Source organism: Rathayibacter sp. AY1C1, assembly GCF_002932105.1.
Taxonomy (GTDB): domain Bacteria; phylum Actinomycetota; class Actinomycetes; order Actinomycetales; family Microbacteriaceae; genus Rathayibacter.
On record NZ_PSWH01000001.1, the window covers coordinates 240,227 to 266,424 of the forward strand.

Genomic DNA, 26,198 nt, shown 5'->3' on the forward strand with positions numbered 1-26,198 from the left:
GTGTTCAGCACCGCTGTGAACATCGCTGCGGAAGAAGGTGACGTCCCCGCGGTCATTCTGATCCCGGAGTTCTACGACTTCTTCTGGTCGGGGGTGATCTTCCTCATCCTGCTGTTCTTCTTCTGGAGGCTGGTCCTGCCGCGCCTGCAGAAGATGCTCGACGCGCGCTCCGCCGCGATCGAGGGGAACATCGCGAAGGCCGACGAGGCCCAGCGACAGGCCGAGGCCGCCCTCGAGAAGTACACCGCCCAGCTGGCCGAGGCCCGCGCCGAGGCCGGAGTGATCCGTGAGAAGGCGAACGCCGACGGCAACGCGATCGTGGCGGCGAAGAAGGAGCAGGCGCAGGTCGAGGCCGAGCGCATCCTCCACAACGCGCACGCTCAGATCGAGGCGGACCGTCAGGCCGCCGTGGTCTCGCTCCGCTCCGAAGTCGGAACCCTCGCCATCGACCTCGCCTCCGGCGTGATCGGCGAGAGCCTCAACGACGACGCGAAGGCGTCCGCGATCGTGGACCGCTTCCTCGCCGACCTCGAGGCCTCGGAGAAGGCGAACAACTGATGGGCAGCGCGTCCAGGCAGGCACTCGCATCGGCGAAGGCGGAGCTCTTCGCCCTCGCCGGTCAGGCGTCCCTCGACACGGCCCAGCAGCTCTTCGAGGCCGCACGGGTCATCGACGGCCAGGCGCAGCTGCGCGCGGCCCTCGCCGACCCGAGCGCCGACTCGAGCAGCAAGCAGGCTCTCGTCGCCCGCGTGTTCGGTCCCTTCGGCGAGCCGGCCAAGCGCCTGCTCACCGTGATCGTCGGCCACCGCTGGTCGAGCCCGAGCGACATGGTCGCCGGGGTCGAGGAGGTCGGGGTCCGCGCGATCGCGTCGTCCGCTCCGGAGGGCGTCAACCTCGAGAAGGAGCTCCACTCCTTCGGCGAGGTCGTCGCCTCCGACGCCCAGCTCGAGCTCGCGCTCGGCAGCAAGCTCGCCGCCGCCGACTCGAAGGTCGCGCTCGTGCAGCGCCTCCTCGAGGGCAAGGCCGCGGCCGAGACGCTGGCGATCCTCCGGCAGCTGATCGCGCACCCGCGCGGTCGCCGCATCCCGGAGCTCGTCCGCTTCGCAGCAGGCGTGGTCGCCGACCAGGGCGGGTTCATCCTCGCCACGGTCTCGGTCGCCGCACCGATCGCCCCCGAGCAGCTCGACCGGCTCCGCTCGGCGCTCACGCGCCAGTACAGCCGACCGGTCTCCGTCAACGTCGTGGTCGATCCCTCCCTCCTGGGCGGGATGCGCCTGCACGTCGGCGACGAGGTCATCGACGGAACCGTCTCCGCACGGCTGTCCGACCTGAAGCTCCAGCTCGCGTCCTGACGGGCGCACGTATCCTCAGAGGGCACTGCCCTCGACCCCCGCACCATCCAGGTCAGGCCCCGACGACCTCTTCGGCTCGCACGGACCCAACGAATAGGAATTCCCATGGCAGATATCACCATCAGCCCGGATGAGATCCGCGACGCGCTGAAGGACTTCGTCTCGTCGTACGAGCCGGGCAAGGCCTCCACCACCGAGGTCGGCTACGTCATCGACGCCGCCGACGGCATCGCCCACGTCGAGGGCCTCCCCGGCGTCATGGCCAACGAGCTCATCCGCTTCTCCAACGGCGTCCTGGGCCTGGCCCAGAACCTCGACGAGAACGAGATCGGCGTCGTCGTCCTCGGCGAGTTCTCCGGCATCGAGGAGGGCATGGAGGTCACCCGCACCGGCGAGGTCCTCTCGGTCCCCGTCGGCGACGGCTACCTCGGGCGCGTCGTCGACCCGCTCGGCAACCCGATCGACGGACTCGGCGAGATCGCCTCCGAGGGCCGCCGCGCCCTCGAGCTCCAGGCTCCCGGCGTCATGTCGCGCAAGTCGGTCCACGAGCCGCTGCAGACCGGCATCAAGGCCATCGACGCGATGATCCCGGTCGGCCGCGGCCAGCGCCAGCTCATCATCGGGGACCGCCAGACCGGCAAGACGGCCATCGCGATCGACACGATCATCAACCAGAAGGCCAACTGGGAGTCGGGCGACACGAACAAGCAGGTCCGCTGCATCTACGTCGCGATCGGCCAGAAGGGCTCGACCATCGCCTCGGTGAAGGGCGCGCTCGAGGACGCCGGAGCGATGGAGTACACGACCATCGTCGCGTCCCCGGCCTCCGACCCCGCCGGCTTCAAGTACCTCGCCCCCTACACCGGCTCGGCCATCGGCCAGCACTGGATGTACGGCGGCAAGCACGTCCTGATCATCTTCGACGACCTGTCGAAGCAGGCCGAGGCCTACCGCGCCGTGTCGCTCCTCCTGCGCCGCCCGCCGGGACGCGAGGCGTACCCGGGTGACGTCTTCTACCTGCACTCCCGTCTGCTGGAGCGCTGCGCGAAGCTGTCCGACGAGCTCGGCGCCGGCTCGATGACCGGTCTCCCGATCATCGAGACCAAGGCGAACGACGTCTCGGCCTACATCCCGACCAACGTGATCTCGATCACCGACGGCCAGATCTTCCTCCAGTCCGACCTCTTCAACGCCAACCAGCGTCCCGCGGTCGACGTGGGCATCTCGGTCTCGCGGGTCGGCGGCGACGCGCAGGTCAAGTCGATCAAGAAGGTCTCCGGCACGCTGAAGCTCGAGCTGGCGCAGTACCGCTCGCTCGAGGCCTTCGCGATGTTCGCCTCCGACCTCGACGCCGCCTCGCGCCGTCAGCTCGCCCGCGGCGCCCGCCTCACCGAGCTGCTCAAGCAGCCGCAGTACTCGCCGTACCCCGTCGAGGAGCAGGTCGTCTCGATCTGGGCCGGAACGAACGGCAAGCTCGACGAGGTCCCGGTCCCCGACGTGCTGCGCTTCGAGCGCGAGCTCCTGGACTACCTGGGCCGCAACACCCAGGTGCTGAACACCCTCCGCGACACCAACGTGCTCTCGGACGACACCGTCGCCGAGCTCAACCGTGCCGTCGACGGCTTCAAGCTGGAGTTCCAGACCGGTGAGGGCAAGCCGCTCGCCTCGGTCGGGCGCGAGGAGCACCAGGCCATCGCGGCCGACGAGGTCGGCCAGGAGAAGATCGTCAAGGGCCGTCGCTGACCAGCGGCACCCCGTCGATTCGCCACTTTTAGGACAACAGGAGACACATGGGAGCGCAACTCCGGGTCTACCGGTCGAAGATCCGCTCGGCCCAGACGACCAAGAAGATCACTCGGGCCATGGAGCTGATCTCGGCCTCGCGCATCCAGAAGGCGCAGAACCGCGTCGCTGCCGCGGCGCCGTACTCGAACGCGATCACGCGCGCCGTGTCCGCTGTCGCGACCTACTCGAACGTGGAGCACCCGCTCACGACCGAGCGCGAGAAGCTGGACACGGCCGCGATCGTGATCTTCACCTCCGACCGCGGCCTCGCCGGCGCGTTCTCCTCGAGCGTGCTCAAGGAGGCCGAGGAGCTGGCCGCGCTGCTGCGCAGCGAGGGCAAGGAGGTCGTCTTCTACCTGGTCGGCCGAAAGGCGAACGCGTACTTCTCGTTCCGGAAGCGGGCCAGCGTCCGCGTCTGGACGGGCGGCACCGACCAGCCCGTGTTCGAGACGGCGAAGGAGATCGCGGACGCGGTCGTCGAGTCGTACAACCTCGATGACGAGGAGGGCGGCGTGGACGAGATCCACCTCGTCTACAACCGCTTCGTCAGCATGGTCACCCAGCAGCCGACCGTCGTCCGGCTGCTGCCGCTCGAGGTCGTCGAGGGCGCCGAGGAGCAGAACAGCGAGCTGTACCCGCTCTACGAGTTCGAGCCCGACCCCGAGACGGTCCTCGACCGCCTCCTGCCCGTGTACGTCGAGAGCCGCATCTTCAACGCGATGCTGCAGTCGGCGGCCTCGGAGCACGCGGCACGCCAGAAGGCCATGAAGTCGGCGAGCGACAACGCGGACACGCTGATCAAGACCTACACGCGTCTTGCCAACAACGCCCGCCAGACCGAGATCACGCAGCAGATCGCCGAGATCGTCGGCGGCGCCGACGCCCTGTCCTCCTCCAAGTAAGAGGGCTCCGCTCCACACAGTTTCGACTCCGCCCTCCGGGAGCGGTGAGACCACAGAAGGAAGTAGCAATGACACTGACCGCACCTGAGGCGGCGACCGGGACGTCGGGCGGGGCCATCGGCCGCATCGCCCGCGTCACCGGCCCCGTCGTTGACATCGAGTTCCCCCACGACGCGATCCCCGAGGTCTACAACGCGCTCTACACGCACGTCGAGGTCGAGGGCGTCTCGAGCAAGCTGACCTTCGAGGTCGCGCAGCACCTGGGCGACGACCTCGTCCGGGCCATCTCCCTGAACCCCACCGACGGACTCGTCCGCGGCCAGGAGGTCCACGACACCGGCCTGCCGATCTCGGTCCCGGTCGGCGACGTGACCAAGGGCAAGGTCTTCAACGTGATCGGCGAGGTGCTCAACGCCGACGCCGACGGGAAGATCAACGGCGAGTCGTTCGAGATCACCGAGCGCTGGCCCATCCACCGCAAGCCCCCGCAGTTCGATCAGCTCGAGTCCAAGACCGAGCTGTTCGAGACCGGCATCAAGGTCATCGACCTGCTCACTCCGTACGTGCAGGGCGGCAAGATCGGCCTGTTCGGCGGCGCGGGCGTCGGCAAGACCGTCCTCATCCAGGAGATGATCCAGCGCGTCGCGCAGGACCACGGTGGAGTGTCCGTGTTCGCCGGCGTCGGCGAGCGCACCCGTGAGGGCAACGACCTCATCGCCGAGATGGAGGAGGCGGGCGTCTTCGACAAGACCGCGCTCGTCTTCGGCCAGATGGACGAGCCGCCGGGAACGCGTCTGCGCGTCGCCCTGTCGGCACTGACCATGGCGGAGTACTTCCGCGATGTGCAGAAGCAGGACGTGCTGCTCTTCATCGACAACATCTTCCGCTTCACGCAGGCCGGCTCGGAGGTGTCGACCCTCCTGGGCCGCATGCCCTCCGCGGTGGGCTACCAGCCGAACCTCGCCGACGAGATGGGTGTGCTCCAGGAGCGCATCACCTCGACGCGCGGACACTCGATCACCTCGCTGCAGGCGATCTACGTCCCCGCCGACGACTACACGGACCCGGCGCCGGCGACCACCTTCGCCCACCTCGACGCGACCACCGAGCTCTCCCGTGAGATCGCGTCGAAGGGCCTCTACCCGGCCGTCGACCCGCTCACGTCCACCTCGCGCATCCTCGACCCCCGCTACCTGGGCGCCGACCACTACCGCGTGGCGACGAACGTGAAGCAGATCCTGCAGAAGAATAAGGAGCTGCAGGAGATCATCGCGATCCTCGGTGTCGACGAGCTGTCGGAGGAGGACAAGATCACGGTGTCGCGTGCGCGCCGGATCCAGCAGTTCCTCTCGCAGAACACCTACATGGCGAAGAAGTTCACCGGTGTCGAGGGATCGACCGTCCCGCTGAAGGACACGATCGAGTCGTTCGACGCGATCACCAAGGGCGAGTTCGACCACGTGGCCGAGCAGGCGTTCTTCAACGTCGGCTCGATCTCGGACGTCGAGGAGAAGTGGACCCAGATCCAGAAGGAGAACGGCTGATCATGGCCGGGACCCTGAAGGTCAGCGTCGTGTCCGCGAACGCCGAGGTGTGGTCCGGAGAGGCGAAGCAGCTCACGGCTCGCACGGTCGAGGGCGAGATCGGCATCCTCGCCGGCCACGAGCCGATGCTCGCGATCCTCGCCACCGGCGAGGTGCGCGTCACGGCCCTGGACGGCACGCGTCTCACCGCGCAGGCCGACGACGGCTTCCTGTCCGTCGAGAACGACGTGGTGACCGTGGTCGCCCGTCAGGCATCGCTGGTCTAGTACACCGCCGCTCACCGCGGCTCGGAGGGGCCGGACGATCATCGCGATCGTCCGGCCCCTTCGTCGTGCCGCCCGTCCCTCTTCTCCGAAGGAGTCCTGTGCACGTCCTGCTGCCACCGTCCGAGACGAAGCGCGACGGCGGCGACGAGCCGTTCGTGCTCGAGTCGCTCGCCTTCCCCGAGCTCCACGCGAAGCGGCGCGAGCTGGCGGAGGCGCTGATCGCGCTGGCCGGGGACCCCGAGCTCTCTGCCCGGGCGCTGAAGCTCGGTCCGCGTCAGTTCGGCGAGATCGATCGCAACGCGGGGCTCGCGACCGCGGCAGGTCTCCCCGCGGTCGACCGCTTCGACGGGGTGCTGTTCGATGCGCTCGACGCGCGCAGCCTCGATTCCGGTGCACGGGAGGTGCTCGGTCGGACGGCGATCGTGCAGTCCGCGCTCTGGGGGCCGATCCGCGCCCTCGACCTGATCCCTGCATACCGTCTGTCCCACGACTCCCGTGTGCCGGGCAGACCGCTCAAGCGGTGGTGGGCGGCGGAGGCCGGGCGGGTGCTGAGCGCGCTCGACGGGCTCGTCCTCGATCTGCGGAGCGAGGCGTACGCGGCGCTCGGACCGGTCCCTGCGGGCGAGGGGCGGTTCTTCGTCCGCGTCCGCTCGCGCGGGGCCGACGGCGTCCTCCGGTCGCTGAACCACTTCAACAAGCAGGGCAAGGGACGCTTCGTCAGGGCGCTGGCGGAGGACCGGGTGGCGACGGAGTCGCTCGGCGAGCTCTCGGCGTGGGCGGCCGGGCGCGGGTTCCTGCTCGCCGAGAACCGGCACACGGGAGAGCTCGACCTCGTCGTGCCGGAGTCGTAGGCGTCAGCGTCGGCGCCAGCAGCCGGTGAGGTGGTCGTCGACGACTCCGGCCGACTGCATCAGCGCGTACGCGGTGGTCGGTCCGACGAAGCGGAGCCCAGCGGCCTTCAGCGCTCGCGCGAGCGCCGTCGACCCGGGCGTCGTCGCAGGGACGTCGGCGGCTCGGACCACCCGGTCCTCGACGTCCGGATCGTGGAAGGACCACACGAGCTCGTCGAGCGCGCCCTCGCCTCTCTGCTCCAGGAGCGCGAGCACGGCCCGGGCGTTGTCCCGGGTGGCGATGATCTTCGCGCGGTTCCGGATGATGCCGCTGTCCTCCATCAGCCGCTCGACATCGGTGTCGTCGTACCGGGCGACGCGGGCCGGATCGAAGCCGTCGAAGGCCTCGCGGAACCTCGGCCGCTTGCGGAGGATCGTGATCCAGGAGAGGCCGGACTGGAACGCCTCGAGGGAGATCTTCTCGAACAGCCGGCGATCTCCGTGCAGCGGGGTGCCCCATTCCTCGTCGTGGTAGCGGCAGTACTCCGGATCCGCGCCGCTCCAGGCGCAGCGGACCAGGCCGTCCTCTCCCTCGACGAGTCCGTCGGCCGTGCTCATCGGTGGGGGATCCCCTCGTGATCGAGAAGCCAGGCTTTCGTGGCGACGCCCTCGCCCGCGCTGAAGCCGGTGATCCGTCCGTCGCTCGCGAGGACGCGGTGGCAGCCCACGATGATCGGCACCGGGTTCGCACCTACCGCTCCGCCGATCGGCCGGCCCGCCCGGGGGCGACCGGCGGCCGTGCCCAGTGCGCCGTAGGAGGTGATCTCCCCGAAGCCCAGAGCCTGGAGCCGCTGCCAGATCTCGAGCTGGAAGGGCGTGCCGCGCAGAGCGACCGGCAGATCGAAAGAGCGGCGGGTCCCGTCGAAGTACTCGTCCAGCTGCTCGACGGCCCGCAGGAGCACCGGGAGGTCCGACTCCGGGAGGTGCTCGTGCGGGAGCAGACCGGCCTGCTCGATGGCGAGCGAGACGATCGCATCGCCGTCGCTGCCCACCTCGATGCGGCCGAGGGGGCTCGTCGTCCGTCGGACGTGAAGGGGAGTCGTTCTCATGCGTCGAGAGTATCCGCGGGACTCCCCACCGACCGGCGGGAATCGGACACCGGTGCAGAACTCGGCCGATCGGTCCCTGTGGAGGGATTCCTGGCCGGAGGCCGCCATCCGAGCGCCGGCGATTCGGTGTCGATGGGACCTCTCCCTCCACAGGCGGCGATCTCGAGATCCTTCCGATGATCCCGAGGGCCGTCGCTCCCGGCGGGTGCGAGGGTCGGCAGGATCGCAGCATGACCTCCTCAGCGATCTTCCTCCACCCCGCTCCCGCCTCGCGTGTCCCGGCCTCACCCGACGACGCCGCCCTGTTCCATGCCGCTCACGGATCCCGGCGGGGTGCGGCGGAGGCGAGCCTCGTGCTCGTCCCGTTCCGGGCCGGCGCGCCGAGCGGTTCGCTCCGCTTCGAGCTGTCGGGTGCGGATCCGTCCCTGATCGCGCGGGCCTGCCTCGGTGCGCTCGGCCGGTTCGGGCGGGTGCGGCGAGCACTCGCGCTGGTGCATCCCGGCGAGGCGGGTCCGGAGTCGTGCGAGGGACTCGTCGCCGCCCTCGAGGAGCGTGCGCGCCGGCTCCCCGGCCTCGCCCTCCGCGTCGCCGTGCTCCCGTCGTCCGGCCGCGACGACGGGCTCGAGGCCGGCGACCGGGACGACCCGCGAGCGGTGGCCGCCGCGGTCGACCGTCTCCTCGACCGCCACCCGCGGGCTGAACTGCCCGACGTGCTGTTGCGCGGTGTCGACGACCTCGTCCGGCGAGCTCTCGCCGGTCCCGATCCCGAGGTCCGGCCGGCGGGCCTGGCTGCGCTCGTCGTGGCCGTGCAGCGCAGCCGCGGTGCGGACCGCGTGCTGCGGTCGGCGCGGAGCGGTGACCCCGGCGCGGCGGGAGCGCTCGCCCCGCTGCTCCGCCGTGCCGCCGTCGTCGCACCCCCGAGTGAGCGAGCCGGAGTGCTCGTCCTCCTCGCCCGGATCCTGGCCGGTGAGGGCCGTGCCGACGAGGCCGGACGGCTCGCCGACGAGGCCGTCGCTCTAGATCCGCACCACGCAGGTGCGCGCCGAGTCGCGGCCGCACTCGCCGCCGATCGGCGGGAGCGCGCCGCGTGAGGGCGCTAGAGCCGCGACCAGGCCTCGGTGAGCACGCTCCGGAGGATCTGCTCGATCTCGTCGAACTCGCGCGGGCCGATGGTGAGCGGCGGCGCGAGCTGGACGACGGGATCGCCGCGGTCGTCCGCCCGGCAGTACAGCCCCGCGTCGAAGAGCCCCTTCGAGAGGAATCCGCGCAGCAGCCGCTCCGACTCGTCCTCGTCGAACGTCTCCTTCGTCGCCTTGTCCTTCACCAGCTCGATGCCGAAGAAGTAGCCGTCGCCCCGGACGTCGCCGACGATCGGCAGGTCGAGCAGCTTCTCGAGCGTGGACCGGAAGACGGGCGAGTTCTCGCGCACGCGCTCGTTCAGGCCCTCCTCCTCGAAGATGTCGAGGTTCTCGAGCGCGACCGCGGCCGAGACGGGGTGGCCGCCGAAGGTGTAGCCGTGCGGGAAGACGACCTGACCGTGGCGGAAGGGCTCGTAGATCCGATCGCTGACGATCGTCGCGCCGATGGGGGAGTAGCCGCTGGTCATCCCCTTCGCGCAGGTGATCATGTCCGGCACGTAGCCGTACTCGTCGCAGGCGAACATGTGCCCGATGCGGCCGAACGCGCAGATCACCTCATCGGACACCAGCAGCACGTCGTGCTTGTCGCAGATCTCGCGGACCCTCTGGAAGTACCCGGGAGGGGGCGGGAAGCAGCCGCCCGAGTTCTGCACGGGCTCCAGGAACACGGCGGCCACCGTGTCCGGCCCCTCGAACTCGATCATCTCCTCGATGCGGTTCGCCGCCCACAGGCCGAACGCCTCCAGGTCGTCGCCGTGCTCGGGAGCCCGGTAGAAGTTGGTGTTGGGGACGCGGAAGCCGCCCGGCACCAGCGGCTCGAACATCGACTTCATCCCGGGGATGCCCGTGATCGCGAGCGCTCCCTGGGGAGTGCCGTGATACGCGACCGAGCGCGAGACGACCTTGTGCTTGCCCGGCTTGCCCTGCAGCTTCCAGTAGTGCTTGGCGAGCTTGAAAGCCGTCTCCACAGCCTCGCCGCCGCCGGTCGAGAAGAAGACCCGGTTGAGGTCGCCCGGCGCGTGGTCGGCGAGCCGGTCGGCCAGCTCGATCGCCGAGGGGGTCGCGTAGGACCAGAGCGGGAAGAAGGAGAGCTCGGACGCCTGCTTCGCCGCGGCCTCCGCCAGTCGGCGCCGCCCGTGTCCCGCATTGACGACGAAGAGGCCGGACAGGCCGTCGAAGTACTTGCGCCCGGTGCTGTCCCAGATGTGGTGTCCCTCGCCGCGCGTGATGATCGGCACGCCCGCGCCGGAGTCCATCGTCGACTGACGGGTGAAGTGCATCCAGAGGTGGTCCTTCGCCTTCTTCTGCAGGGAGGCGTCGTCGATCCCCCCTGGCGCGTCGGTCCCGCGGACGGGATCGCCCGACTCGAGGCCGGAGGTCGAGAAGGCTGTCTCGGTGGTCATCTTTTACCGCGTTCCCCAGTTGTAGAACTGCTTGTGGAGCTTCAGATAGACGAAGGTCTCGGTCGAGAGCACGCCGGGAAGCGACCGGATCTCCTGGTTGAGCAGGGCGATCAGATCGTCGTCGTTCTCGCACACGACCTCGGCGAGGATGTCGAAGGAGCCGGCCGTCAGCACGACGTAGTCGACGGCGGGGATGGAGGCGAGCCGGTCCGCGACGTCGCGGGTGTCGCCGGTGACGCGCACACCGATCATCGCCTGGCGGTAGAAGCCGAGCTGCATCGGATCCGTCACCGCGACGATCTGCATGACGCCCGACTCGGTGAGCTTCTGCACCCGCTGCCGGACGGCCGCCTCGCTCAGGCCCACGGCCTTGCCGATCTCGGCGTACGAGCGCCGACCGTCGGCCTGCAGCTGCTCGATGATCGCCTTCGACACCTCGTCGAGCTGGACAGGACGCTGAGAGGGCGGGCGAGACGGGGCCATGCGGCGATTCTGGCAGTCCACGGGTGCCCGGGCAAGTGGATCCGCACGTCGGAGCTCGATCCGGCATCGGATCCGGTGGTCGGAGCGTCGACCCGTCTGCGCGACGGACATCGGGCGACAGCGATGGCGGCCGGCTCGGCGGAGGGCCGTCAGCGACTACCATCGGGAGGCGGCCGGGCACCCCTGGCGCCGGCGGTCACGGGCCGTCGGACCGGACGGCCGCGGGCCACGGGGATGCGAGGAGCAGCGATGACGCAGATCGGCCGCAGCCGCGCGTCCGTCACCGTCCCCGTCTCCGCCTGGAGCTCCGACGCACCCTCGGCCGAAGTCACCCTCGGCTGGGCCGCGCGCACCGAGACCGGCCACGTGCGCAGCGCGAACGAGGACAGCTACCTCGCCAAGAGCCCGCTCTTCGCTGTCGCCGACGGGATGGGCGGGCACGCGGCAGGAGAGGTCGCCAGCGACGCGGTCGTGTCGCGCCTGTCCACCGCGGCGCTCGGCGCGACCGTCGGAGCGGAGGAGATCGACCGGGCGCTTCGGGAGGCGGTCGGGGACATCGCCCGGCAGTCGCACACGGCCGACGTCGGCACCGGGACCACGGTCACCGGGATCGCGCTCACGGTGGTCGGGGGAGAGCCCTACTGGTCCGTCTTCAACATCGGCGACTCGCGCGTGTACCTGAGCGTCGCCGGGACCCTCGTGCAGCTCACCGTGGACCACTCCATCGTCCAGGAGCTGGTCGACGCGGGCCTGATCTCCCGCGACGAGGCCGACGTGCATCCGCACAGCAACGTGATCACCCGTGCGGTCGGCTTCCACGAAGCGCCCGTCCCCGACTACCGGCTCGTGCCCGTCCTCGCAGGATCGCGTCTGCTGATCTGCTCGGACGGACTCACGAAGGAGCTGACCGATGCCGGCGTCGGCCACCTGCTCAGCGGCACCGGCTCCGCTCAGGAGGCGGCCGATGCCCTGGTCGACGCCGCGCTGGACAACGGCGGGCGCGACAACGTCACCGTGATCGTCGTCGACGTCCTCGCGGTCACCGGCGACGAGGAGGCCGGCGCACCGGTCTGACGAGCAGCGCTCCGGCACGGGACGGCCGCGGTGGCGGTGCCGCCGGACCGCCCGCACGCGCCGAACGGCCGTACGACGATCCTGCGCCTGCCGGTTCGCGTCGGGTTCGGCCGGCTCGGGGCTCCCCGCGCCGGCGCTGGGTACGATGGTGAGCGGAAGGGCGTTCTCGGTGATCTGCAGCACGTGTGGCTCCAACCTCGCTCCCGGGGCGATCCTCTGCGGCGAGTGCGGTTCGTCGGTGGCGGCGCATGCCACGACGGGTGCGTCCCGCCCCTCGTCCTCCGGCGACACGACGGTCCTCGATCCGTCCCGCCGTGCCTGGCTGCCGGGCCTGGCCCCCGGCCGGCACCGGCGTCCCGCCCCCGGCGCTCCGATGGCGCCGCCCTCGCAGGGGCTCGTGCGCCTCAGCTTCGCGACCGGGCAGCACGCGATCGTGACCGGCAACGGCCTGATCGGACGCCAGCCGCTCCCGGACCCCAACGAGACGTTCCGGCACATCCTCGCGATCCCGGATCCGTCGCGATCCCTCTCCAAGACCCACCTCGAGTTCGGCTTCGACGAGGGCGGGCTCTGGGTCAGGGACCGCTGGTCGGCCAACGGGTCCGTGCTGGTCGCGCCGACCCAGGCGCCGCTCCCGCTCGAGGCCGGCCGCCGCTACCGCGCGAAGCTCGGCAGCCGGATCCTGCTCTCCTCCGTCGAGATGGCGGTCGAGCGCGTCGACGGGTCCGCCGGCGGCTCGGGACGCCCGCCCCTCACCCGCTGACGGCAGGGCCTCCGGGGACCGAATCGGCGGTCGACACGGCCTCCGGGTGCGGAATTCGTGACGATCATGTTTCCGGATGAGCGTTCTCCTCCGTTCGCCGTGACAGGCGGATGAGCGCTGTGCCAGTATTTCCCCACGTTCGGCCCCCGAGGCACGAGCCCCGACGCAGTCAGGAGCCCCCGCCATGACCCGTCCCCTCCCGAGGGATCCCGTCCTCCGCCGGGCCGTCGCCGCGGCACGCTCGCACGAGCGCGAGCGCCGGGCGGTCCTCTCGCGTCGGGCGGTCCTCGGCGGGATCGGCCTCGGAGCGGGTGCCCTCGCCCTGGCCGCCTGTGCCCCGCAGACCCGTGCCGCTCCGACCGCCGCCGCCGACGGATCGGCCGGCGACCCGCGCCTGGTGTGGGACAACTGGCCCGCCTACATGGACGAGGACGACGACGGGAACCACCCCACGCTCCTGGGCTTCGAGGAGCAGACGGGCATCGCGGTGACCTACAACGTCGCCGTCGACGACAACAACTCCTACTACGGCAAGGTGAAGGACCAGCTCGCGCTCGGGCAGTACATCGGCGCCGACACGGTCTGCCTGACGGAGTGGATGGTCTCGCGCCTGGTCCGCCGCGGCTACGTGCAGGAGCTCGACCACGCGAACATCCCGAACATCGCCAACCTCACGCCCTCGCTGGCGAACCCCGACTTCGATCCGGGCCGCCGGCTCTCCCTCCCGTACCAGGCGGGGTTCTCGGGCATCTGCTGGAACAAGGAGAAGCTGCCGAAGGGCCTCTCGAGCATCGAGGAGCTGTGGGATCCGTCGCTCCGCGGCCGCGTCGGCGTGCTGAGCGAGATGCGCGACACGATCGGGCTCATCATGCTCGCTCAGGGGACGGACATCGCCGGCTCCTGGGGCGAGGACGAGTACATGAACGCGATCGACGTCTTCCGCGAGCAGGTCGACGCCGGACAGATCCGCAACATCAAGGGGAACGCGTACCTCAACGACCTGCAGAACGAGGACACCCTCGCGGCGATCTGCTGGTCCGGCGACATCACCCTGATCAACGCCGAGGCCGGCGACAAGTGGGAGTTCGCCTTCCCCGACTCGGGCGGCGCGCTCTGGAACGACACCTTCGTGGTCCCGATGGGCTCCGAGCGCAAGGCCAACGCCGAGGCCCTGATGAACTACTACTACGAGCCCGAGGTCGCCGCCGAGGTGGCCGCCTGGGTCAACTACATCACCCCCGTGGATGGAGCGAAGGACGTCATGGAGAGCATCGATCCGGAGCTGGCCGAGAACCAGCTGATCTTCCCCGACGAGGACACGCTCGCGCAGGCGCACGTGTTCCGGACCCTGACCGCCGCGGAGGAGAAGGAGTACCAGGCCGAGTTCCAGAAGGTGCTCCTGGGCATCTGATGGCGATCGGGACCTTCGCCGAGAGCGGCGCCGACCTCCAGCTGGTCGGGATCAGCAAGCAGTACCCGGGCTTCACGGCCATCGACTCCCTGGACCTCACCATCCCGGCGGGCTCCTTCTTCGCCCTGCTAGGCCCCTCGGGCTGCGGCAAGACGACGACGCTGCGCTTGGTCGCCGGGCTCGAGGAGCCCTCCGCCGGCCGGATCCTCATCGGCGGGCGGGACGTCACCGAGACGAAGACGTACCAGCGGCCCGTCAACACCGTGTTCCAGTCGTACGCGCTGTTCCCGCACATGTCGATCCTCGAGAACGTCGCCTTCGGCCTGAAGCGGCGGAGGATCGCCGACCCCGTCGGCAAGGCGCACGAGGCGCTCCGCCTGGTCGAGCTCGACCACCTCGCCCAGCGCCGCCCCGCGCAGCTCTCCGGTGGTCAGCAGCAGCGGGTCGCCCTCGCGCGCGCCCTCGTCAACCGGCCCGCCCTGCTCCTGCTCGACGAGCCGCTCGGCGCCCTCGACCTCAAGCTCCGCCGGCAGATGCAGCTGGAGCTCAAGTCGATCCAGGAGGAGGTGGGCCTCACCTTCCTCCACGTCACGCACGACCAGGAGGAGGCCATGACGATGGCCGACACCGTCGCGGTGATGAACAAGGGCAGGATCGAGCAGATGGGCGCGCCGGAGGAGCTCTACGAGCTCCCGCGCACCGCGTTCGTCGCGAACTTCCTCGGCCAGTCCAACCTCTTCACGGGTGAGGTGGTCGGCAGCACCGACCGCGCACTCACCGTCGACGCGGGCGGGCACCGGATCGTCGTGCCCGTCGCCCGCTGCGCCCGCACGAGCGGGGAGATCACGGTCGGCGTCCGCCCCGAGAAGCTCCTGCTGCTGACGCAGGAGCCGCCGGCGGACTCCGGCCGGAACGTGCTCGGGCCCGGTCGCGTGGTCGACGTCTCCTTCAGCGGGGTCAGCACCCAGTACACGATCCGGATGCCGGGCCTGGGCCCGGTGGTCGTCTTCGCGCAGAACATGGTCTTCGGGCCGGTCGTCGGCGAGGGAGCGGAGGTGTGGGTCGGCTTCAGCACCGAGCACGGCTTCGGACTCGCGGACGAACCGGGCTCGGTCCCGCGCTTCGAGGCGGACGACTCCACCAGCGCCATCGCCGTGCAGCGCCGGGGGCTCCTGGCCGGTCGCAGCGGGGGAGCGTAGGCATGGCCTTCGCCGCCTTCGCCACGGGGCAGGCGGATCCTCAGGACGCTCCGGTCCGCCGGCGGTCGACGATCGCGCTGGTCCTGCTGCTGCCGGGCATCGCCTACATGCTGCTGTTCTTCCTGGCACCGCTGATCTCGCTCGTGCTCACGTCCTTCCAGGCCGAGGTGCCGGACGGGGACATCGGCGAGTACGCCCCCGGGTTCGCCTGGCAGAACTACCTCGTGGTGATGGGCGACTACTGGCCGCACGTGCTCCGCTCCTTCGGCTACGCGCTGATCGCGACGGTGCTCGCGCTGGTGATCAGCTACCCGCTGGCCTACTTCATCGGAGTGAAGGCGCGGCCCTGGCCGCTGCTGCAGAACCTGCTCCTCACGCTGGTGATCGCGCCCTTCTTCATCAGCTTCCTGCTCCGGACGCTGGCGTGGAAGCAGATCCTCGCGGACGAGAGCCCGCTCGTGCAGGCGCTCAAGGCCGTGGCGGTCCTGCCGAGCGACGGCCACCTCACGGGGACGCCGATCGCCGTGATCTTCGGCATCACCTACAACTTCATCCCGTTCATGACGCTGCCGCTGTACACGACGCTCGAGCGCCTCGACGTGCGCTTCCTGGAGGCCGGGTCGGATCTCTACGCGCACCCCGCCTCCGTGTTCTGGAGCGTGACCGTCCCCCTGTCGATGCCGGGCATCGTCTCGGGCACGCTGCTGACGTTCATCCCCGCGGCGGGCGACTACATCAACGCGAGCCGGGACTTCCTCGGCTCGTCGCAGACCTCGATGGTGGGCAACGCGATCGAGGCGAACTTCCTCACGCTCGAGAACTACCCGGCGGCCGCCGCGCTCTCGATCGTGCTGATGGCCGTGATCCTGGTCATCGTCGGCTTCTACGTGAAGCGCAGTGGAACGGAGGACCTCCTGTGACCGCGACGGCCGACCGTCCGCTCGCGAGCGCCCAGGAGGCGCTCGGCGCGCCGCCCCCCGCCCCGATCCGGGGCCGCCGCCGCTTCCGGGGCCTCGGGCTCGGCGTCTACACGGCGCTGGCGCTGCTCTTCCTGCTCATCCCTATCGGGTACACCTTCGTCTTCTCCTTCAACGACTCGGGGAAGAGCAACCTCGCCTGGCGCGGGTTCACCCTCGACAAGTGGGTGTCGGCCTGGACCAGCGAGGAGGTGATGACCGCCTTCGGGAACAGCCTGCTGGTCGGTGTGATCGCCACCGTGCTGGCCACTGCGCTCGGCACCATGATCGCCATCGCGCTCGTGCGGTTCCGCTTCCGGTTCCGGTCGGCGATCAGCCTGCTGCTGTTCCTCCCCATGGCGACTCCGGAGGTGGTGCTCGGAGCCGGCCTCGCCGCGCAGTTCCTCAGCGTGGGCGCCGAGAAGGGGCTGGTCACGATCGTGCTGGCGCACACGATGTTCTGCATCAGCTTCGTCGTGGTCACCGTGAAGGCGCGGGTGGCGAGCCTGGACCCGAAGCTGGAGGAGGCGGGACGCGACCTCTACGCGTCGCCGAACCAGGTCTTCTGGCGGATCACCTTCCCGCTGCTGCTGCCCGGCATCCTCGCCGCGGCGCTGCTCTCGTTCGCGCTGAGCTTCGACGACTTCATCATCACGAACTTCAACTCCGGATCGGTCACCACGTTCCCGAAGTACATCTACATCGCGGCGGCGCGCGGCATCCCGGCGGAGGCGAACGTCATCGCATCGGCGGTGTTCGTCCTGGCGATCCTCGTGGTGGTGATCACGCAGGTCGCCGCGGCGGCCCGGGCGAAGCGCCTCGCGCGCGAGCAGTAGCTCAGGGCGTGCCGGGACGTGCGGTCAGACGTAGGAGGCGCGGATCGCGCCGACCGGGCGCCCGCCGCCCGACACGACCGGGTTCAGCCGCACCAGCACGTCGTTCGCCGCGGTCCGGTCCACCGCGTCCGCCTCGACCAGGAGCTTCAGCGCGACCACGGTCGCGGCGCGGAGGCTCCCGTCGAGGATCTTCAGGGCGACGGTGGTGCCGTCGGGCGAGGCCATCACGAGCACGCCCTCGGCGCCGAGCTTGGCGACCAGGCCCAGGCGCTCGATCACGACGGTGTTGTCCCGGCCCGGGCCGTCGATCGCCCATGCGTTCTCGAGGATCGCGGCCGTGAGGACGCCGGCCTGGCGGTAGAGGCCGAACGGTGAGGCGGGGGAGGAGGACACGATCCGCGAGACGCCCTTCGCCAGCGCGGTCAGAGGAAGGGCGTGCACGGGAGCTCCGCAGCCGTCGATCCCCGAGGCCACGACGCGCTCGCCGGTGAGGCGCTCGATCGTGTCGACGATGTGCTGCTGCAGCGGGTGCGTCCGCTCGAGGTAGTCCTCGGTGCTCCAGCCGTTCTGCACGCAGGCCAGCAGCATCGCCGCGTGCTTGCCCGAGCAGTTCATGTAGAGCGGGTCCGGAGTCGCGCCCGCCCGCAGCAGCTGAGCGCGGGTCCCGGAGTCGCCGGGCCAGTCGGCCGGGCACTGCAGGGCGGTGTGGTCCAGGCCGGCGCGGAAGAGCAGGTTCTGCACCAGCGCCACGTGCTGGGGGATGCCGGCGTGGCTCGCGGTGGCGATGACCGCCTCCGCGCCGTTCAGCTCGACTCCGGCGGTCATCACCGCGAGGGCCTGGAACGGCTTGAGGCAGGAGCGGGGGAAGACGGGAGCCGTCGGGGTGCCGAGGCTGCGGGCGACGCGGCCCTCGGAGTCGAGGAGGACGGCGGAGCCGGCGTGGCGCGACTCGACGAACCCGGATCGCTCGACGACGGCCAGCTCGACGGACTCGGCGACGGTGAAGGTTCCTGCTGGCATCCCCCCATCCTGCCCGATGCGTGGACCGGTCCCGCGCTCCCGGAGACGCCGAAGGCCACCGGGGAGCGCCTCGGCGCCCGCGGTGGCCTTCGGAGGATCGCGCCTAGAGGGTGGCGAACGCGTCGGCGATGACCGACACGGCGTCGTCGAGCAGCTCGTCGGTGAGGGCGAGGCTCGGCAGGAAGCGGACCACGTTGCCGTAGGTGCCGGCGCTCAGCACGAGGACCCCGTGCTGGGCGGCGTAGTCGATGATCGCCTGGACCGCGACGGCGTTCGGCTCCTTCGTGGTGCCGGCGGTGCCGGGCTGCACGAGCTCCATAGCCATCATCGCGCCGATGCCGCGGACGTCGCCGATGATGTCGTAGCGCTCCTGCAGGCCTCGCAGCGCCGCGCCCAGGCGGGCGCCGATCCGGTCGGCCTCGGCGAGGAGGCCCTCGCGCTCGATGCGCTCGAAGACCGCGACGGCGGCGGCGGCGGCGACGGGGTTCCCGCCGAAGGTGCCGCCCAGTCCGCCGGCCTGCGCCGAGTCCATGATCTCGGCGCGGCCCGTCACGCCCGCGAGCGGCAGGCCGCCGGCGATGCCCTTGGCCGAGAGGACGAGGTCGGGGACGAGGCCGAGGTGCTCGCTGGCGAACCAGGCGCCGGTGCGGGCCATGCCCGATTGGATCTCGTCGGCGACGAAGACGATGCCGTTGGCCGTGCACCACTCCTGCAGTGCCGGGAGGAAGCCGTCGGCGGGGACCATGAAGCCGCCCTCGCCCTGGATGGGCTCGGCGACGAGGCAGGCCAGGGCGGACGCGCCGACGGTCTTCTCGAGGTACGAGATCGCGCGCTGGGCGGCCTCGGCTCCCGACAGGCCGTCGTGGTACGGGTACGAGCTCGGCGCGCGGTGGACGTCGCTGGCGAAGGGTCCGAAGCCCAGGCCGTAGGGCAGCGCCTTGAAGTTCATGGCCATCGTGAGGTTCGTGCGTCCGTGGTACGCGTGGTCGAGCACCGCGACGCCGGGGCGGCCGGTGTGCTTGCGCGCGATCTTGACGGCGTTCTCGACCGCCTCGGCACCGGAGTTGACCAGGACGGTCTTCTTGGCGAAGTCGCCGGGGGTGTGCTGGGCCAGCAGCTCCGCGACGCGGATGTAGGGCTCGTACGGAGTGACGGTGAAGAGGGTGTGCGTGAGGCGCGCGAGCTGCTCCGCGGCGGCCGCGACGACGGAGTCGTCGGTGTGCCCGATCGTCGTGACGCCGATGCCGGCGCCGAGGTCGATGAAGCTGTTGCCGTCGACGTCGACCAGGATCGCGCCGTGCGCGCGGTCGATGTAGACGGGGAGCGCGGTGCCGACGCCGGTGGGCACGACGGCGAGGCGGCGCTCGTGCAGGGCCCGGGATCGCGGCCCGGGGATCTCGGTCGCGACGCGCCGCTCCTGGGGGACTGCGGACGTGGGAACCTGGGGGGCGAGCGTGTCTGTCATGGTCCTCGGAGTCTACCCGCGGGGGTTCCGCGTCCAGAGGTCCAGACCGGCGCGACCGGCCTGATCCACCGCCGTCGAGGAGGAGCCCGATGAAGTCCGAGCACGAGTACGCGGTGTCCGTCGTCTGGGAGGGCGACCGGGGCACCGGCACGAGCGGCTATCGCGAGTACGGGCGCCAGCTGACCGTCACGGCGGAGGGCCCGGCGCCCATCCTCGCCTCGGCCGACACGCCCTTCCGGGGCGACGCCGACCGCTGGAACCCGGAGCAGCTGCTCCTCGCGGCGCTCGCGCAGTGCCACCTCCTCTCCTACCTACACGTGGCGGTAAAGAACGGAGTCGTCGTCACCGGCTACACGGACGACGCGGTGGGCTCGATGCTGCAGGAGGGGGAGAGCGGCCGCTTCACCTCGGTGACCCTCCGGCCCCGCGTCACTGTCGCCGAGGAGTCGATGGTGGCGATCGCCCAGACGCTGCACGCCGAGGCCTCCCGGCTCTGCTTCATCGCCAACTCGGTGAACTTCCCCGTCGCCCACGAGCCGGAGGCGTCCGCGCGCTGAGGCTCAGCGGCGCTCGTGCGGGAGCGCCCGGCGGATGCGCTCGACCGTGGTCGTCGGCGGCGACTCGTTGTACGCACCGGCGAGCTCCTGCCCGGAGAGCGCGTGGACGGCCGCCATCACCTCGTCGGTGGCGTGGCGTCGGGCGCGGCCGGAGTCGGCGGAGCCGTGCCGCGAGAGGTCCAGCGGAGCCCCGAAGCGGACCGTGATCCGGTGCAGGCGCGGCACCCTCGTGCCCACCGGCTGGAGCTCCTGCGTGCCGATCATGCCGACGGGGACCACCGGCGCGCCCGTGGTCAGGGCGAGCCATGCCACTCCGGTGCGGCCCTTGTAGAGGCGCCCGTCGCGGGAGCGGGTGCCCTCGGGGTAGACGGCGAACGCCTCGTCCCGCTCGAGGATCGCCCGGCCGAGGTCCAGCGCCTCCTGAGCGGCCTGGCCGGCGCCGCGCTCGACCGCGACGGCTCCGACGCTCGTGAAGAAGGCGCGAGAGAGGGCGCCCCGCACGCCGGTCCCCGTGAAGTAGTCCGACTTGGCCAGGAACTGCACCGGCCGCGGGGCGAGCAGCGTCAGCACCGGGGAGTCGATGAACGAGAGGTGGTTGGCCGCCAGGATCACGCGTCCCTCGGCCGGGACGTTGTCGCGCCCCTCCACGATCGGCCGGTAGACCAGCCGGCCGACGCCGCCGATGGACAGGCGCGCCAGACGCGCGGAGAGGCCGATCCCCGGGGGAGTCGGCCTCTCGTGGTCGTCGTCGATCCGCATTCCGACGAAGCTACCGGGGCGTCCATGCCGCTCCGGTCATGCGGCGGATCAGCCGAACTGGGCGAGCGCCTCCTCGATGACCGTCGCGGCGTCGTCGATGAGCTCCTCGCTGATGACCACGCTCGGCATGATCCGCAGCACGCTGTCCCAGCTGCCCGCGTCGAGGACGATCACGCCGTTCGTGGTGGCGTGCTTCAGGATCGCGGTGAGCGCCTCCGGGTACTGCTTCTTCGTGCCCGGGTGGACGAGCTCGACGCCCCACATGGCGCCCTTGCCGCGGACCTCGCCCACGACCGCGAAGCGCTCGGCCCAGTCGCCGATCCGCGCCTGCAGCAGGCGCTCGACCCGCTGCGCCTCCTCCAGCAGGCCCTCGGACTCGATCGCCTCGAACGTCGCGAGCGCCGCGGCGGTGGAGACGGGGTTGCCGCCGAACGTGCCGCCGATGCCGCCGGGCTGCACGGCGTCCATGATCTCGGCGCGGCCGGTGACGGCGGCGAGCGGGAAGCCGCCGGCGATGCCCTTGGCCGTCGTGATGAGGTCCGGGACCACGCCGTGGTGCTCGATGGAGTACCAGGTGCCGGTGCGGGCGATGCCGGCCTGGATCTCGTCCGCGACGAAGACGATGCCGTTCTCGGTGCAGAACTCGGACAGGCGGCGGAAGTAGCCCGGCGCCGGGATGATGATGCCGCCGTCGCCCTGGATCGGCTCGACGAAGAGCGCGGCCAGCTCCTGCGCGCCGATGTGGGTGGTGATGTAGTCGATGGTGCGCTCGGCCGCCTCCTCGCCCGTCATGCCCTCGGGGTCGCGGAACGGGTAGCTGATCGGGAGGCTGTAGATCTCGCCCGGGAAGGGGCCCATGCCCGCGCGCTCGGGCCAGGGGCGGTAGGTCATCGCCATCGTGAGGTTTGTGCGGCCGTGGAAGGCGTGGTCGAGCGTCGCGATGGCGCGGCGGCCGGTGAACTTCCGCGCGATCTTGACGGCGTTCTCGACCGCCTCCGCGCCGGAGTTGACCAGGATCGAGTGCTTCTCGAAGTCCCCGGGGGTGATCTCGGCGAGCTTCTCGGCGACCCGGACGTAGTTCTCGTACGGAGTGACGGTGAAGAGGGTGTGCGTCAGCTTCTCGGCCTGCGCGGCGGCCGCCGCGGCGACCGCGGGGTGCGCGTGGCCGATGGTGGTCACTCCGATGCCGCAGCCGAGGTCGATCAGGCGGTTGCCGTCGACGTCGACCAGGACCGCGCCCGACGCGTGGTCCATGTAGATGTTCGCGAGCGTCCCGGCGCCGCGGGAGACGCTGGCGACGCGGCGCTCCTGGAGGGCGACGGAGCGCGGGCCGGGGAGCTCGGTGACGAGCTCTCGGGACTGGGGGACCGAGAATTCACGCATGCCCCGATGGTAGGCCTGGGACCGTTCGAGGACCCGCACCCAGCGCGTTGCGAGGCGCGCCGTGCAGGATGGAGGCGATCCCCGAACGTCCACCGGCCGCCGCCGGTCACGAAAGGTGCCCCTGTGCGCAGAACCCTCGCGATCCTCGCCGTCCTCGGCGCCTCCCTGAGCCTGGCGGCCTGCACCCCCGGGGAGCCGGATGCAGCGCCGTCCGCCTCCGCCACCCCGCTCGGCTGCGCGACCGAGGGCGAGGCGACCGCCGCGGTGCAGACCAGCGGCGACTTCGCCACCAAGCCGGTCACCGTGTTCCCCAGCCCGGTCAGCGTGGACGCCACCGAGCGCTCCGTCGCGATCGAGGGCACCGGCGAGGAGGTCGCCGAGGGCGACACCGTGCTGGTCGACTACACGCTCTACAACGCGACGAGCGGTGCCGAGTTCTCGGCGAGCAGCTACGCGCCCGGTGGCCGCGCGGCCTTCGAGGTCGACACCGACCAGTACCTCGCCGGCCTCGTGAAGGCCGTCAACTGCGCGACCGTCGGCTCGCGCGTCGTCGCCGTCGTTCCCCCGGCCGACGCGTTCGGCGACGCCGGGCAGAGCCAGTTCGGCATCGCCGCGACCGACTCGATCGTCATGGTGATCGACGTCGAGCAGATCGTGCCGACCGCCGCCGACGGCGAGCCGCAGCCCCCGGTCGACGGCCTGCCGACGGTGGCGCTCGCCGAGGACGGGGCGCCCACCGTCACCATCCCCTCGACCGACCCGCCCGCCGACCTGCAGCTCGCCGTCCTCAAGAAGGGGAGCGGCGCGACCGTGGCCGACGGCGACCAGCTGATCGTGCAGTACCAGGGCGTGGTCTGGGGCACCGGCGAGGTGTTCGACCAGAGCTGGGGGAAGCCCGCTCCCGCCGCCTTCGGCACCGGCGACGTGATCGAGGGCTTCAAGGAGGCCGTCGTCGGCCAGGCCGTCGGCTCGCAGGTGCTGGTCACCATCCCGCCGTCGAAGGGCTACGGCGACCAGGGCAACCAGAACGCGGGGATCAGCGGGACCGACACCCTCGTCTTCGTGGTCGACATCCTCGCCATCAGCTGACCGGGAGGCGCTGGGCGCTCCGTGCCAGGATGGGCGGATGCGCAGGGTCATCATCCTCGGCTCGACCGGGTCCATCGGCACGCAGGCTCTCGACGTCATCGGCGCGAACCGCGAGCGGTTCGAGGTCGTCGGCCTCGCCGCCGGCTCGAACCGGGCGGCGGTCGCCGAGCAGGCGTCCGCGTTCGGCGTCGAGCACACGGCGTTCGGCGCCGAGGAGGCCGAGCAGCTGATCTGCTCGGTCGACGCGGACGTCGTGCTGAACGGGATCACCGGCTCGGTGGGGCTCGGCCCGACGCTCGCGGCGCTCGAGGAGGGCAGGACGCTCGCCCTCGCCAACAAGGAGTCGCTGATCGTCGGCGGCGAGCTCGTCACCTCGCTCGCCGGTCCCGGCCAGATCGTGCCGGTCGACTCCGAGCACTCCGCGATCGCCCAGGCCCTCCTCGCGGGCGAGCACCGCGAGGTCCGCCGCCTCGTGCTGACCGCGTCCGGCGGGCCGTTCCGGGGACGCGACCGCGCCTCCCTCCGCGACGTCACCCCGGCGCAGGCGCTCGCACATCCGACCTGGGACATGGGCCTGGTCGTCACGACCAACTCCTCCACCCTGGTCAACAAGGGGCTCGAGGTGATCGAGGCGCACCTGCTCTTCGACGTCCCCTACGACCGGATCGACGTCACCGTGCACCCGCAGTCGGTGATCCACTCGATGGTCGAGTACGTCGACGGCTCGACGATCGCCCAGGCCTCGCCGCCGGACATGCGGCTCCCGATCTCGCTCGGCCTCGACTGGCCGCACCGCGTCGCCGGGGTCGGCGTCCCGCTCGACTGGACCCGCTCCCACTCCTGGACGTTCGAGCCGCTGGACGAGGAGGCGTTCCCCTCGGTCCGGCTCGCGAAGCGCGTCGGGGAGGCGGGCGCCTCCTACCCGGCCGTGTTCAACGCGGCGAACGAGCAGGCCGTGCAGGCGTTCCACGCCGGGCGGATCGGCTACCTCGACATCCTCGAGACGGTGGAGGCGGTGGTCGACGCGCACAGCGTCGACGGCACGCTGACCCGCGAGTCGCTGGCCGCGGCGGAGGAGTGGGCGCGCCGCACGGCGGACGAGCGGATCGCCGGAGTCTGACCAGGGGTCATCCGGACGGGCTCCGTCTCCGCGGATCCGTGTCGGCGGACGTCGCGCCGCTGATCCGCTCGGCCGCGGAGTTCATCGGATCCGTGCAGGCGCACCCCAGCGTGGACGGGCGGGCCCGGCCTACAGTGTGTCGGTGGAATCCGTGCTGCTCTTCGTCCTCGGCGTCGTCATCATCGCCGTCGGCGTCGCCCTCTCCATCGCCCTGCACGAGGTCGGGCACCTCCTCCCCGCCAAGCTGTTCGGGGTCAAGGTCACGCAGTACATGATCGGGTTCGGGCCGACCCTCTTCTCCCGGCGACGCGGCGAGACGGAGTACGGCGTCAAGGCGATCCCGCTCGGCGGCTACATCGCCATGATCGGCATGTACCCGCCGAAGCACCCGGGGGACCGGCCCACGGAGTCGAGCACCGGCTTCTTCAACGGCCTGGCGTCCTCCGAGGCCCAGCTCGAGGAGCCCCGGCGCGGCGCCTACGCCACGATGATCGACGAGGCCCGCGCCGCCAGCGCCGAGACGATCGGCGACGGCGAGGACCACCGCGCGTTCTACCGGCTCCCCGTGTGGAAGCGCGTGATCGTCATGGCCGGCGGCCCCTTCATGAACCTCGTGATCGCCACGGTCCTCTTCACCGTCCTCCTCTGCGGCATCGGGATCCCGCAGAGCACCAGCACCCTCGCCGCGGTCTCGCAGTGCGTGGTCCCGGAGTCGCAGCGCGCGACCGCGACCTGCACCGCTGACGACCCGCTGGCACCCGGAGCCGCGGCGGGCCTGCTGCCGGGCGACACGATCACGGCGATCGACGGCACTCCGGTGAGCACCTGGAACGACCTGACCCCGATCATCCAGCGCTCCGCGGGCGTCCCGCTCAGCGTGTCCGTCCAGCGCGACGGCGCCCCGCTGACCCTCACGATCACCCCCGCCCAGAACGAGGTCGCGGTGACCGACGCGAACGGCGCCCCCGTCACCGACGCCTCCGGTGCGATCGAGACGCAGACGGTCGGCTTCATCGGCATCTCGCCCACGTCGGCCCTCGCGCAGCAGCCGGTCACCGCGGTGCCCGAGACGGTCTGGTCGAACATCACCAGCGTCGCCCATGTGATCCTCAACCTGCCGCAGCGCCTCATCGACGTCGCCCAGGCGGCGTTCGGCTCGGAGGCGCGCGACGCCAACGGCCCGATCAGCGTCGTCGGAGTCGGCCGGATCGCGGGCGAGATCGCCGCCTCCGACCAGCTCCCCGTCGTGTCGAAGGTGCAGACGATGGTCGGCGTCCTCGCCTCGCTCAACGTCGCCCTCCTCGTCTTCAACCTGGTGCCGCTGCTCCCCATGGACGGCGGCCACATCGCCGGCGCCCTCTGGGAGGGCCTGCGCCGCCGGATCGCCAAGCTCTTCGGTCGCCGCGACCCCGGCCCCGTCGACATCGCCCGCCTGCTCCCGCTCACCTACGTCGTCGTCCTCGTCCTCGGCGGCATGAGCGCCCTCCTCATCTACGCCGACCTCGTCAAGCCGATCACGCTGTTCTGAGTTGGATTCCACGCCGGGCCTCGCCCGGCGTGGCGCGGTCGGCTTCTCGGGGTGGGGGCGTGGGTGGAGCGGGGTGCGGACGGCTGGGGCGAATCGCTGGGACGCGATTCACCCGTTCGCCTCGAGGGTGGGAGCACCGGCCTCGCCCGGCGTGGCGCGGTCGGCTTCTCGGGGTGGGGCGTGGGTGGAGCGGGCCGCAGGCGGCTGGGGCGAATCGCTGGGACG

The 26,198-nt window shown here is 71.0% G+C and carries 26 protein-coding genes; 18 read left to right on the plus strand and 8 right to left on the minus strand.

Annotated features, from left to right (window positions below):
* The 7 genes from C5C71_RS01050 (at position 1) to C5C71_RS01080 (ending at position 6,700) form a co-directional block, all read left to right on the plus strand.
* Complete coding sequence (locus C5C71_RS01050; RefSeq protein ID WP_244229449.1) at positions 1-558, plus strand: F0F1 ATP synthase subunit B; 558 nt, start codon at positions 1-3, stop codon at positions 556-558.
* Entirely contained in the window at positions 558-1,352 is a 795-nt protein-coding gene (locus tag C5C71_RS01055; protein WP_104336962.1) for a F0F1 ATP synthase subunit delta, read from the plus strand. The genes C5C71_RS01050 and C5C71_RS01055 overlap by 1 nt, the downstream gene beginning before the upstream one ends.
* A 105-nt stretch (positions 1,353-1,457) precedes the next feature.
* Positions 1,458-3,095: a F0F1 ATP synthase subunit alpha gene (atpA, locus tag C5C71_RS01060; protein ID WP_104223023.1), complete on the plus strand. Its 1,638-nt coding sequence runs from the start codon at positions 1,458-1,460 to the stop codon at positions 3,093-3,095.
* 47 nt (positions 3,096-3,142) lie between these two features.
* A complete protein-coding gene (locus C5C71_RS01065) occupies positions 3,143-4,039 on the plus strand; it encodes a F0F1 ATP synthase subunit gamma (RefSeq protein ID WP_104223024.1) in 897 nt (298 codons plus the stop codon).
* A gap of 68 nt (positions 4,040-4,107) precedes the next feature.
* Complete coding sequence (gene atpD / locus C5C71_RS01070) at positions 4,108-5,583, plus strand: F0F1 ATP synthase subunit beta (RefSeq protein ID WP_104223025.1); 1,476 nt, start codon at positions 4,108-4,110, stop codon at positions 5,581-5,583.
* Between the two features lie 2 nt (positions 5,584-5,585).
* On the plus strand, positions 5,586-5,849 hold the full coding sequence (locus C5C71_RS01075; RefSeq protein WP_104223026.1) for a F0F1 ATP synthase subunit epsilon: 264 nt from the start codon (positions 5,586-5,588) through the stop codon (positions 5,847-5,849).
* Between the two features lie 98 nt (positions 5,850-5,947).
* Positions 5,948-6,700, plus strand: coding sequence for a YaaA family protein (locus C5C71_RS01080; protein ID WP_104223027.1), 753 nt, complete (start codon positions 5,948-5,950; stop codon positions 6,698-6,700).
* A gap of 3 nt (positions 6,701-6,703) precedes the next feature.
* Here the strand turns inward: C5C71_RS01080 and C5C71_RS01085 are convergent, their stop codons facing one another.
* Entirely contained in the window at positions 6,704-7,297 is a 594-nt protein-coding gene (locus C5C71_RS01085) for a DNA-3-methyladenine glycosylase I (protein ID WP_104336963.1), read from the minus strand.
* A complete protein-coding gene (locus C5C71_RS01090; protein WP_104223029.1) occupies positions 7,294-7,788 on the minus strand; it encodes a methylated-DNA--[protein]-cysteine S-methyltransferase in 495 nt (164 codons plus the stop codon). The genes C5C71_RS01085 and C5C71_RS01090 overlap by 4 nt, the downstream gene beginning before the upstream one ends.
* Before the next feature lie 230 nt (positions 7,789-8,018).
* Here C5C71_RS01090 and C5C71_RS01095 point away from each other — a divergent pair, with 230 nt between their 5' ends.
* On the plus strand, positions 8,019-8,879 hold the full coding sequence (locus tag C5C71_RS01095) for a hypothetical protein (RefSeq protein ID WP_104223030.1): 861 nt from the start codon (positions 8,019-8,021) through the stop codon (positions 8,877-8,879).
* Positions 8,880-8,884: 5 nt separating this feature from the next.
* Here C5C71_RS01095 and C5C71_RS01100 read toward each other — a convergent pair whose 3' ends face one another.
* Positions 8,885-10,330 carry an aspartate aminotransferase family protein gene (locus C5C71_RS01100; protein WP_104223031.1) on the minus strand — a complete coding sequence of 482 codons (1,446 nt, stop codon included), beginning with the start codon at positions 10,328-10,330 and terminating at the stop codon, positions 8,885-8,887.
* Positions 10,331-10,333: 3 nt separating this feature from the next.
* The gene (locus C5C71_RS01105) at positions 10,334-10,813 is read right to left on the minus strand and encodes an Lrp/AsnC family transcriptional regulator (protein ID WP_104223032.1); all 480 of its coding nucleotides are present in this window, start codon (positions 10,811-10,813) and stop codon (positions 10,334-10,336) included.
* Positions 10,814-11,062: 249 nt separating this feature from the next.
* Here C5C71_RS01105 and C5C71_RS01110 point away from each other — a divergent pair, with 249 nt between their 5' ends.
* The 6 genes from C5C71_RS01110 to C5C71_RS01135 all read left to right on the plus strand — a co-directional run bounded on the left by C5C71_RS01110 (position 11,063) and on the right by C5C71_RS01135 (position 17,052).
* Positions 11,063-11,887 carry a PP2C family serine/threonine-protein phosphatase gene (locus tag C5C71_RS01110; protein WP_104225583.1) on the plus strand — a complete coding sequence of 275 codons (825 nt, stop codon included), beginning with the start codon at positions 11,063-11,065 and terminating at the stop codon, positions 11,885-11,887.
* A gap of 238 nt (positions 11,888-12,125) precedes the next feature.
* A complete protein-coding gene (locus C5C71_RS01115; protein ID WP_104223034.1) occupies positions 12,126-12,650 on the plus strand; it encodes a hypothetical protein in 525 nt (174 codons plus the stop codon).
* A 184-nt stretch (positions 12,651-12,834) separates the two neighbouring features.
* A complete protein-coding gene (locus C5C71_RS01120) occupies positions 12,835-14,061 on the plus strand; it encodes a PotD/PotF family extracellular solute-binding protein (protein ID WP_104336964.1) in 1,227 nt (408 codons plus the stop codon).
* On the plus strand, positions 14,061-15,260 hold the full coding sequence (locus C5C71_RS01125; protein ID WP_104223036.1) for an ABC transporter ATP-binding protein: 1,200 nt from the start codon (positions 14,061-14,063) through the stop codon (positions 15,258-15,260). The genes C5C71_RS01120 and C5C71_RS01125 overlap by 1 nt, the downstream gene beginning before the upstream one ends.
* A gap of 2 nt (positions 15,261-15,262) precedes the next feature.
* Complete coding sequence (locus C5C71_RS01130; protein WP_104223037.1) at positions 15,263-16,180, plus strand: ABC transporter permease; 918 nt, start codon at positions 15,263-15,265, stop codon at positions 16,178-16,180.
* Between the two features lie 65 nt (positions 16,181-16,245).
* Positions 16,246-17,052: an ABC transporter permease gene (locus tag C5C71_RS01135; protein WP_181065617.1), complete on the plus strand. Its 807-nt coding sequence runs from the start codon at positions 16,246-16,248 to the stop codon at positions 17,050-17,052.
* Between the two features lie 24 nt (positions 17,053-17,076).
* On the opposite strand, the gene C5C71_RS01140 is transcribed toward C5C71_RS01135, so the two are convergent.
* Both C5C71_RS01140 and gabT read right to left on the minus strand, forming a co-directional pair.
* A complete protein-coding gene (locus tag C5C71_RS01140; protein WP_104223039.1) occupies positions 17,077-18,072 on the minus strand; it encodes an asparaginase in 996 nt (331 codons plus the stop codon).
* Positions 18,073-18,175: 103 nt separating this feature from the next.
* Positions 18,176-19,537, minus strand: a complete 1,362-nt coding sequence (gabT, locus tag C5C71_RS01145; protein WP_104223040.1) for a 4-aminobutyrate--2-oxoglutarate transaminase — start codon at positions 19,535-19,537, stop codon at positions 18,176-18,178.
* Between the two features lie 89 nt (positions 19,538-19,626).
* Between gabT and C5C71_RS01150 the strand changes: the two genes are divergently transcribed.
* Positions 19,627-20,094, plus strand: a complete 468-nt coding sequence (locus C5C71_RS01150) for an OsmC family protein (protein WP_104223041.1) — start codon at positions 19,627-19,629, stop codon at positions 20,092-20,094.
* A 3-nt stretch (positions 20,095-20,097) separates the two neighbouring features.
* Here the strand turns inward: C5C71_RS01150 and C5C71_RS01155 are convergent, their stop codons facing one another.
* A complete protein-coding gene (locus C5C71_RS01155) occupies positions 20,098-20,853 on the minus strand; it encodes a 1-acyl-sn-glycerol-3-phosphate acyltransferase (protein WP_104223042.1) in 756 nt (251 codons plus the stop codon).
* A gap of 48 nt (positions 20,854-20,901) precedes the next feature.
* Positions 20,902-22,236, minus strand: a complete 1,335-nt coding sequence (locus tag C5C71_RS01160; protein WP_104223043.1) for an aminotransferase class III-fold pyridoxal phosphate-dependent enzyme — start codon at positions 22,234-22,236, stop codon at positions 20,902-20,904.
* 123 nt (positions 22,237-22,359) lie between these two features.
* Between C5C71_RS01160 and C5C71_RS01165 the strand changes: the two genes are divergently transcribed.
* From C5C71_RS01165 to C5C71_RS01175, 3 genes are all read left to right on the plus strand, one after another.
* Positions 22,360-23,325, plus strand: a complete 966-nt coding sequence (locus tag C5C71_RS01165) for an FKBP-type peptidyl-prolyl cis-trans isomerase (RefSeq protein WP_181065616.1) — start codon at positions 22,360-22,362, stop codon at positions 23,323-23,325.
* Positions 23,326-23,362: 37 nt separating this feature from the next.
* Entirely contained in the window at positions 23,363-24,445 is a 1,083-nt protein-coding gene (locus C5C71_RS01170) for a 1-deoxy-D-xylulose-5-phosphate reductoisomerase (protein WP_104336967.1), read from the plus strand.
* Positions 24,446-24,587: 142 nt separating this feature from the next.
* Positions 24,588-25,973 (plus strand): RIP metalloprotease, encoded by a 1,386-nt coding sequence (locus C5C71_RS01175; RefSeq protein ID WP_258068558.1) that lies wholly within the window; start codon positions 24,588-24,590, stop codon positions 25,971-25,973.
* Positions 25,974-26,198 lie beyond the last annotated feature (225 nt).

Bases quoted from the DNA above. Each gene is read 5' to 3' on its own strand.
- C5C71_RS01085 (WP_104336963.1), bottom strand. From the start codon at position 7,297: ATGAGCACGGCCGACGGACTCGTCGAGGGAGAGGACGGCCTGGTCCGC.
- C5C71_RS01105 (WP_104223032.1), bottom strand. From the start codon at position 10,813: ATGGCCCCGTCTCGCCCGCCCTCTCAGCGTCCTGTCCAGCTCGACGAG.
- C5C71_RS01095 (WP_104223030.1), top strand. From the start codon at position 8,019: ATGACCTCCTCAGCGATCTTCCTCCACCCCGCTCCCGCCTCGCGTGTC.
- C5C71_RS01120 (WP_104336964.1), top strand. From the start codon at position 12,835: ATGACCCGTCCCCTCCCGAGGGATCCCGTCCTCCGCCGGGCCGTCGCC.
- C5C71_RS01065 (WP_104223024.1), top strand. From the start codon at position 3,143: ATGGGAGCGCAACTCCGGGTCTACCGGTCGAAGATCCGCTCGGCCCAG.
- C5C71_RS01160 (WP_104223043.1), bottom strand. From the start codon at position 22,236: ATGCGTGAATTCTCGGTCCCCCAGTCCCGAGAGCTCGTCACCGAGCTC.
- C5C71_RS01150 (WP_104223041.1), top strand. From the start codon at position 19,627: ATGAAGTCCGAGCACGAGTACGCGGTGTCCGTCGTCTGGGAGGGCGAC.
- C5C71_RS01140 (WP_104223039.1), bottom strand. From the start codon at position 18,072: ATGCCAGCAGGAACCTTCACCGTCGCCGAGTCCGTCGAGCTGGCCGTC.
- gabT (WP_104223040.1), bottom strand. From the start codon at position 19,537: ATGACAGACACGCTCGCCCCCCAGGTTCCCACGTCCGCAGTCCCCCAG.
- atpD (WP_104223025.1), top strand. From the start codon at position 4,108: ATGACACTGACCGCACCTGAGGCGGCGACCGGGACGTCGGGCGGGGCC.
- C5C71_RS01130 (WP_104223037.1), top strand. From the start codon at position 15,263: ATGGCCTTCGCCGCCTTCGCCACGGGGCAGGCGGATCCTCAGGACGCT.
- C5C71_RS01055 (WP_104336962.1), top strand. From the start codon at position 558: ATGGGCAGCGCGTCCAGGCAGGCACTCGCATCGGCGAAGGCGGAGCTC.
- C5C71_RS01155 (WP_104223042.1), bottom strand. From the start codon at position 20,853: ATGCGGATCGACGACGACCACGAGAGGCCGACTCCCCCGGGGATCGGC.
- atpA (WP_104223023.1), top strand. From the start codon at position 1,458: ATGGCAGATATCACCATCAGCCCGGATGAGATCCGCGACGCGCTGAAG.
- C5C71_RS01125 (WP_104223036.1), top strand. From the start codon at position 14,061: ATGGCGATCGGGACCTTCGCCGAGAGCGGCGCCGACCTCCAGCTGGTC.
- C5C71_RS01100 (WP_104223031.1), bottom strand. From the start codon at position 10,330: ATGACCACCGAGACAGCCTTCTCGACCTCCGGCCTCGAGTCGGGCGAT.
- C5C71_RS01075 (WP_104223026.1), top strand. From the start codon at position 5,586: ATGGCCGGGACCCTGAAGGTCAGCGTCGTGTCCGCGAACGCCGAGGTG.
- C5C71_RS01170 (WP_104336967.1), top strand. From the start codon at position 23,363: ATGCGCAGGGTCATCATCCTCGGCTCGACCGGGTCCATCGGCACGCAG.
- C5C71_RS01110 (WP_104225583.1), top strand. From the start codon at position 11,063: ATGACGCAGATCGGCCGCAGCCGCGCGTCCGTCACCGTCCCCGTCTCC.
- C5C71_RS01090 (WP_104223029.1), bottom strand. From the start codon at position 7,788: ATGAGAACGACTCCCCTTCACGTCCGACGGACGACGAGCCCCCTCGGC.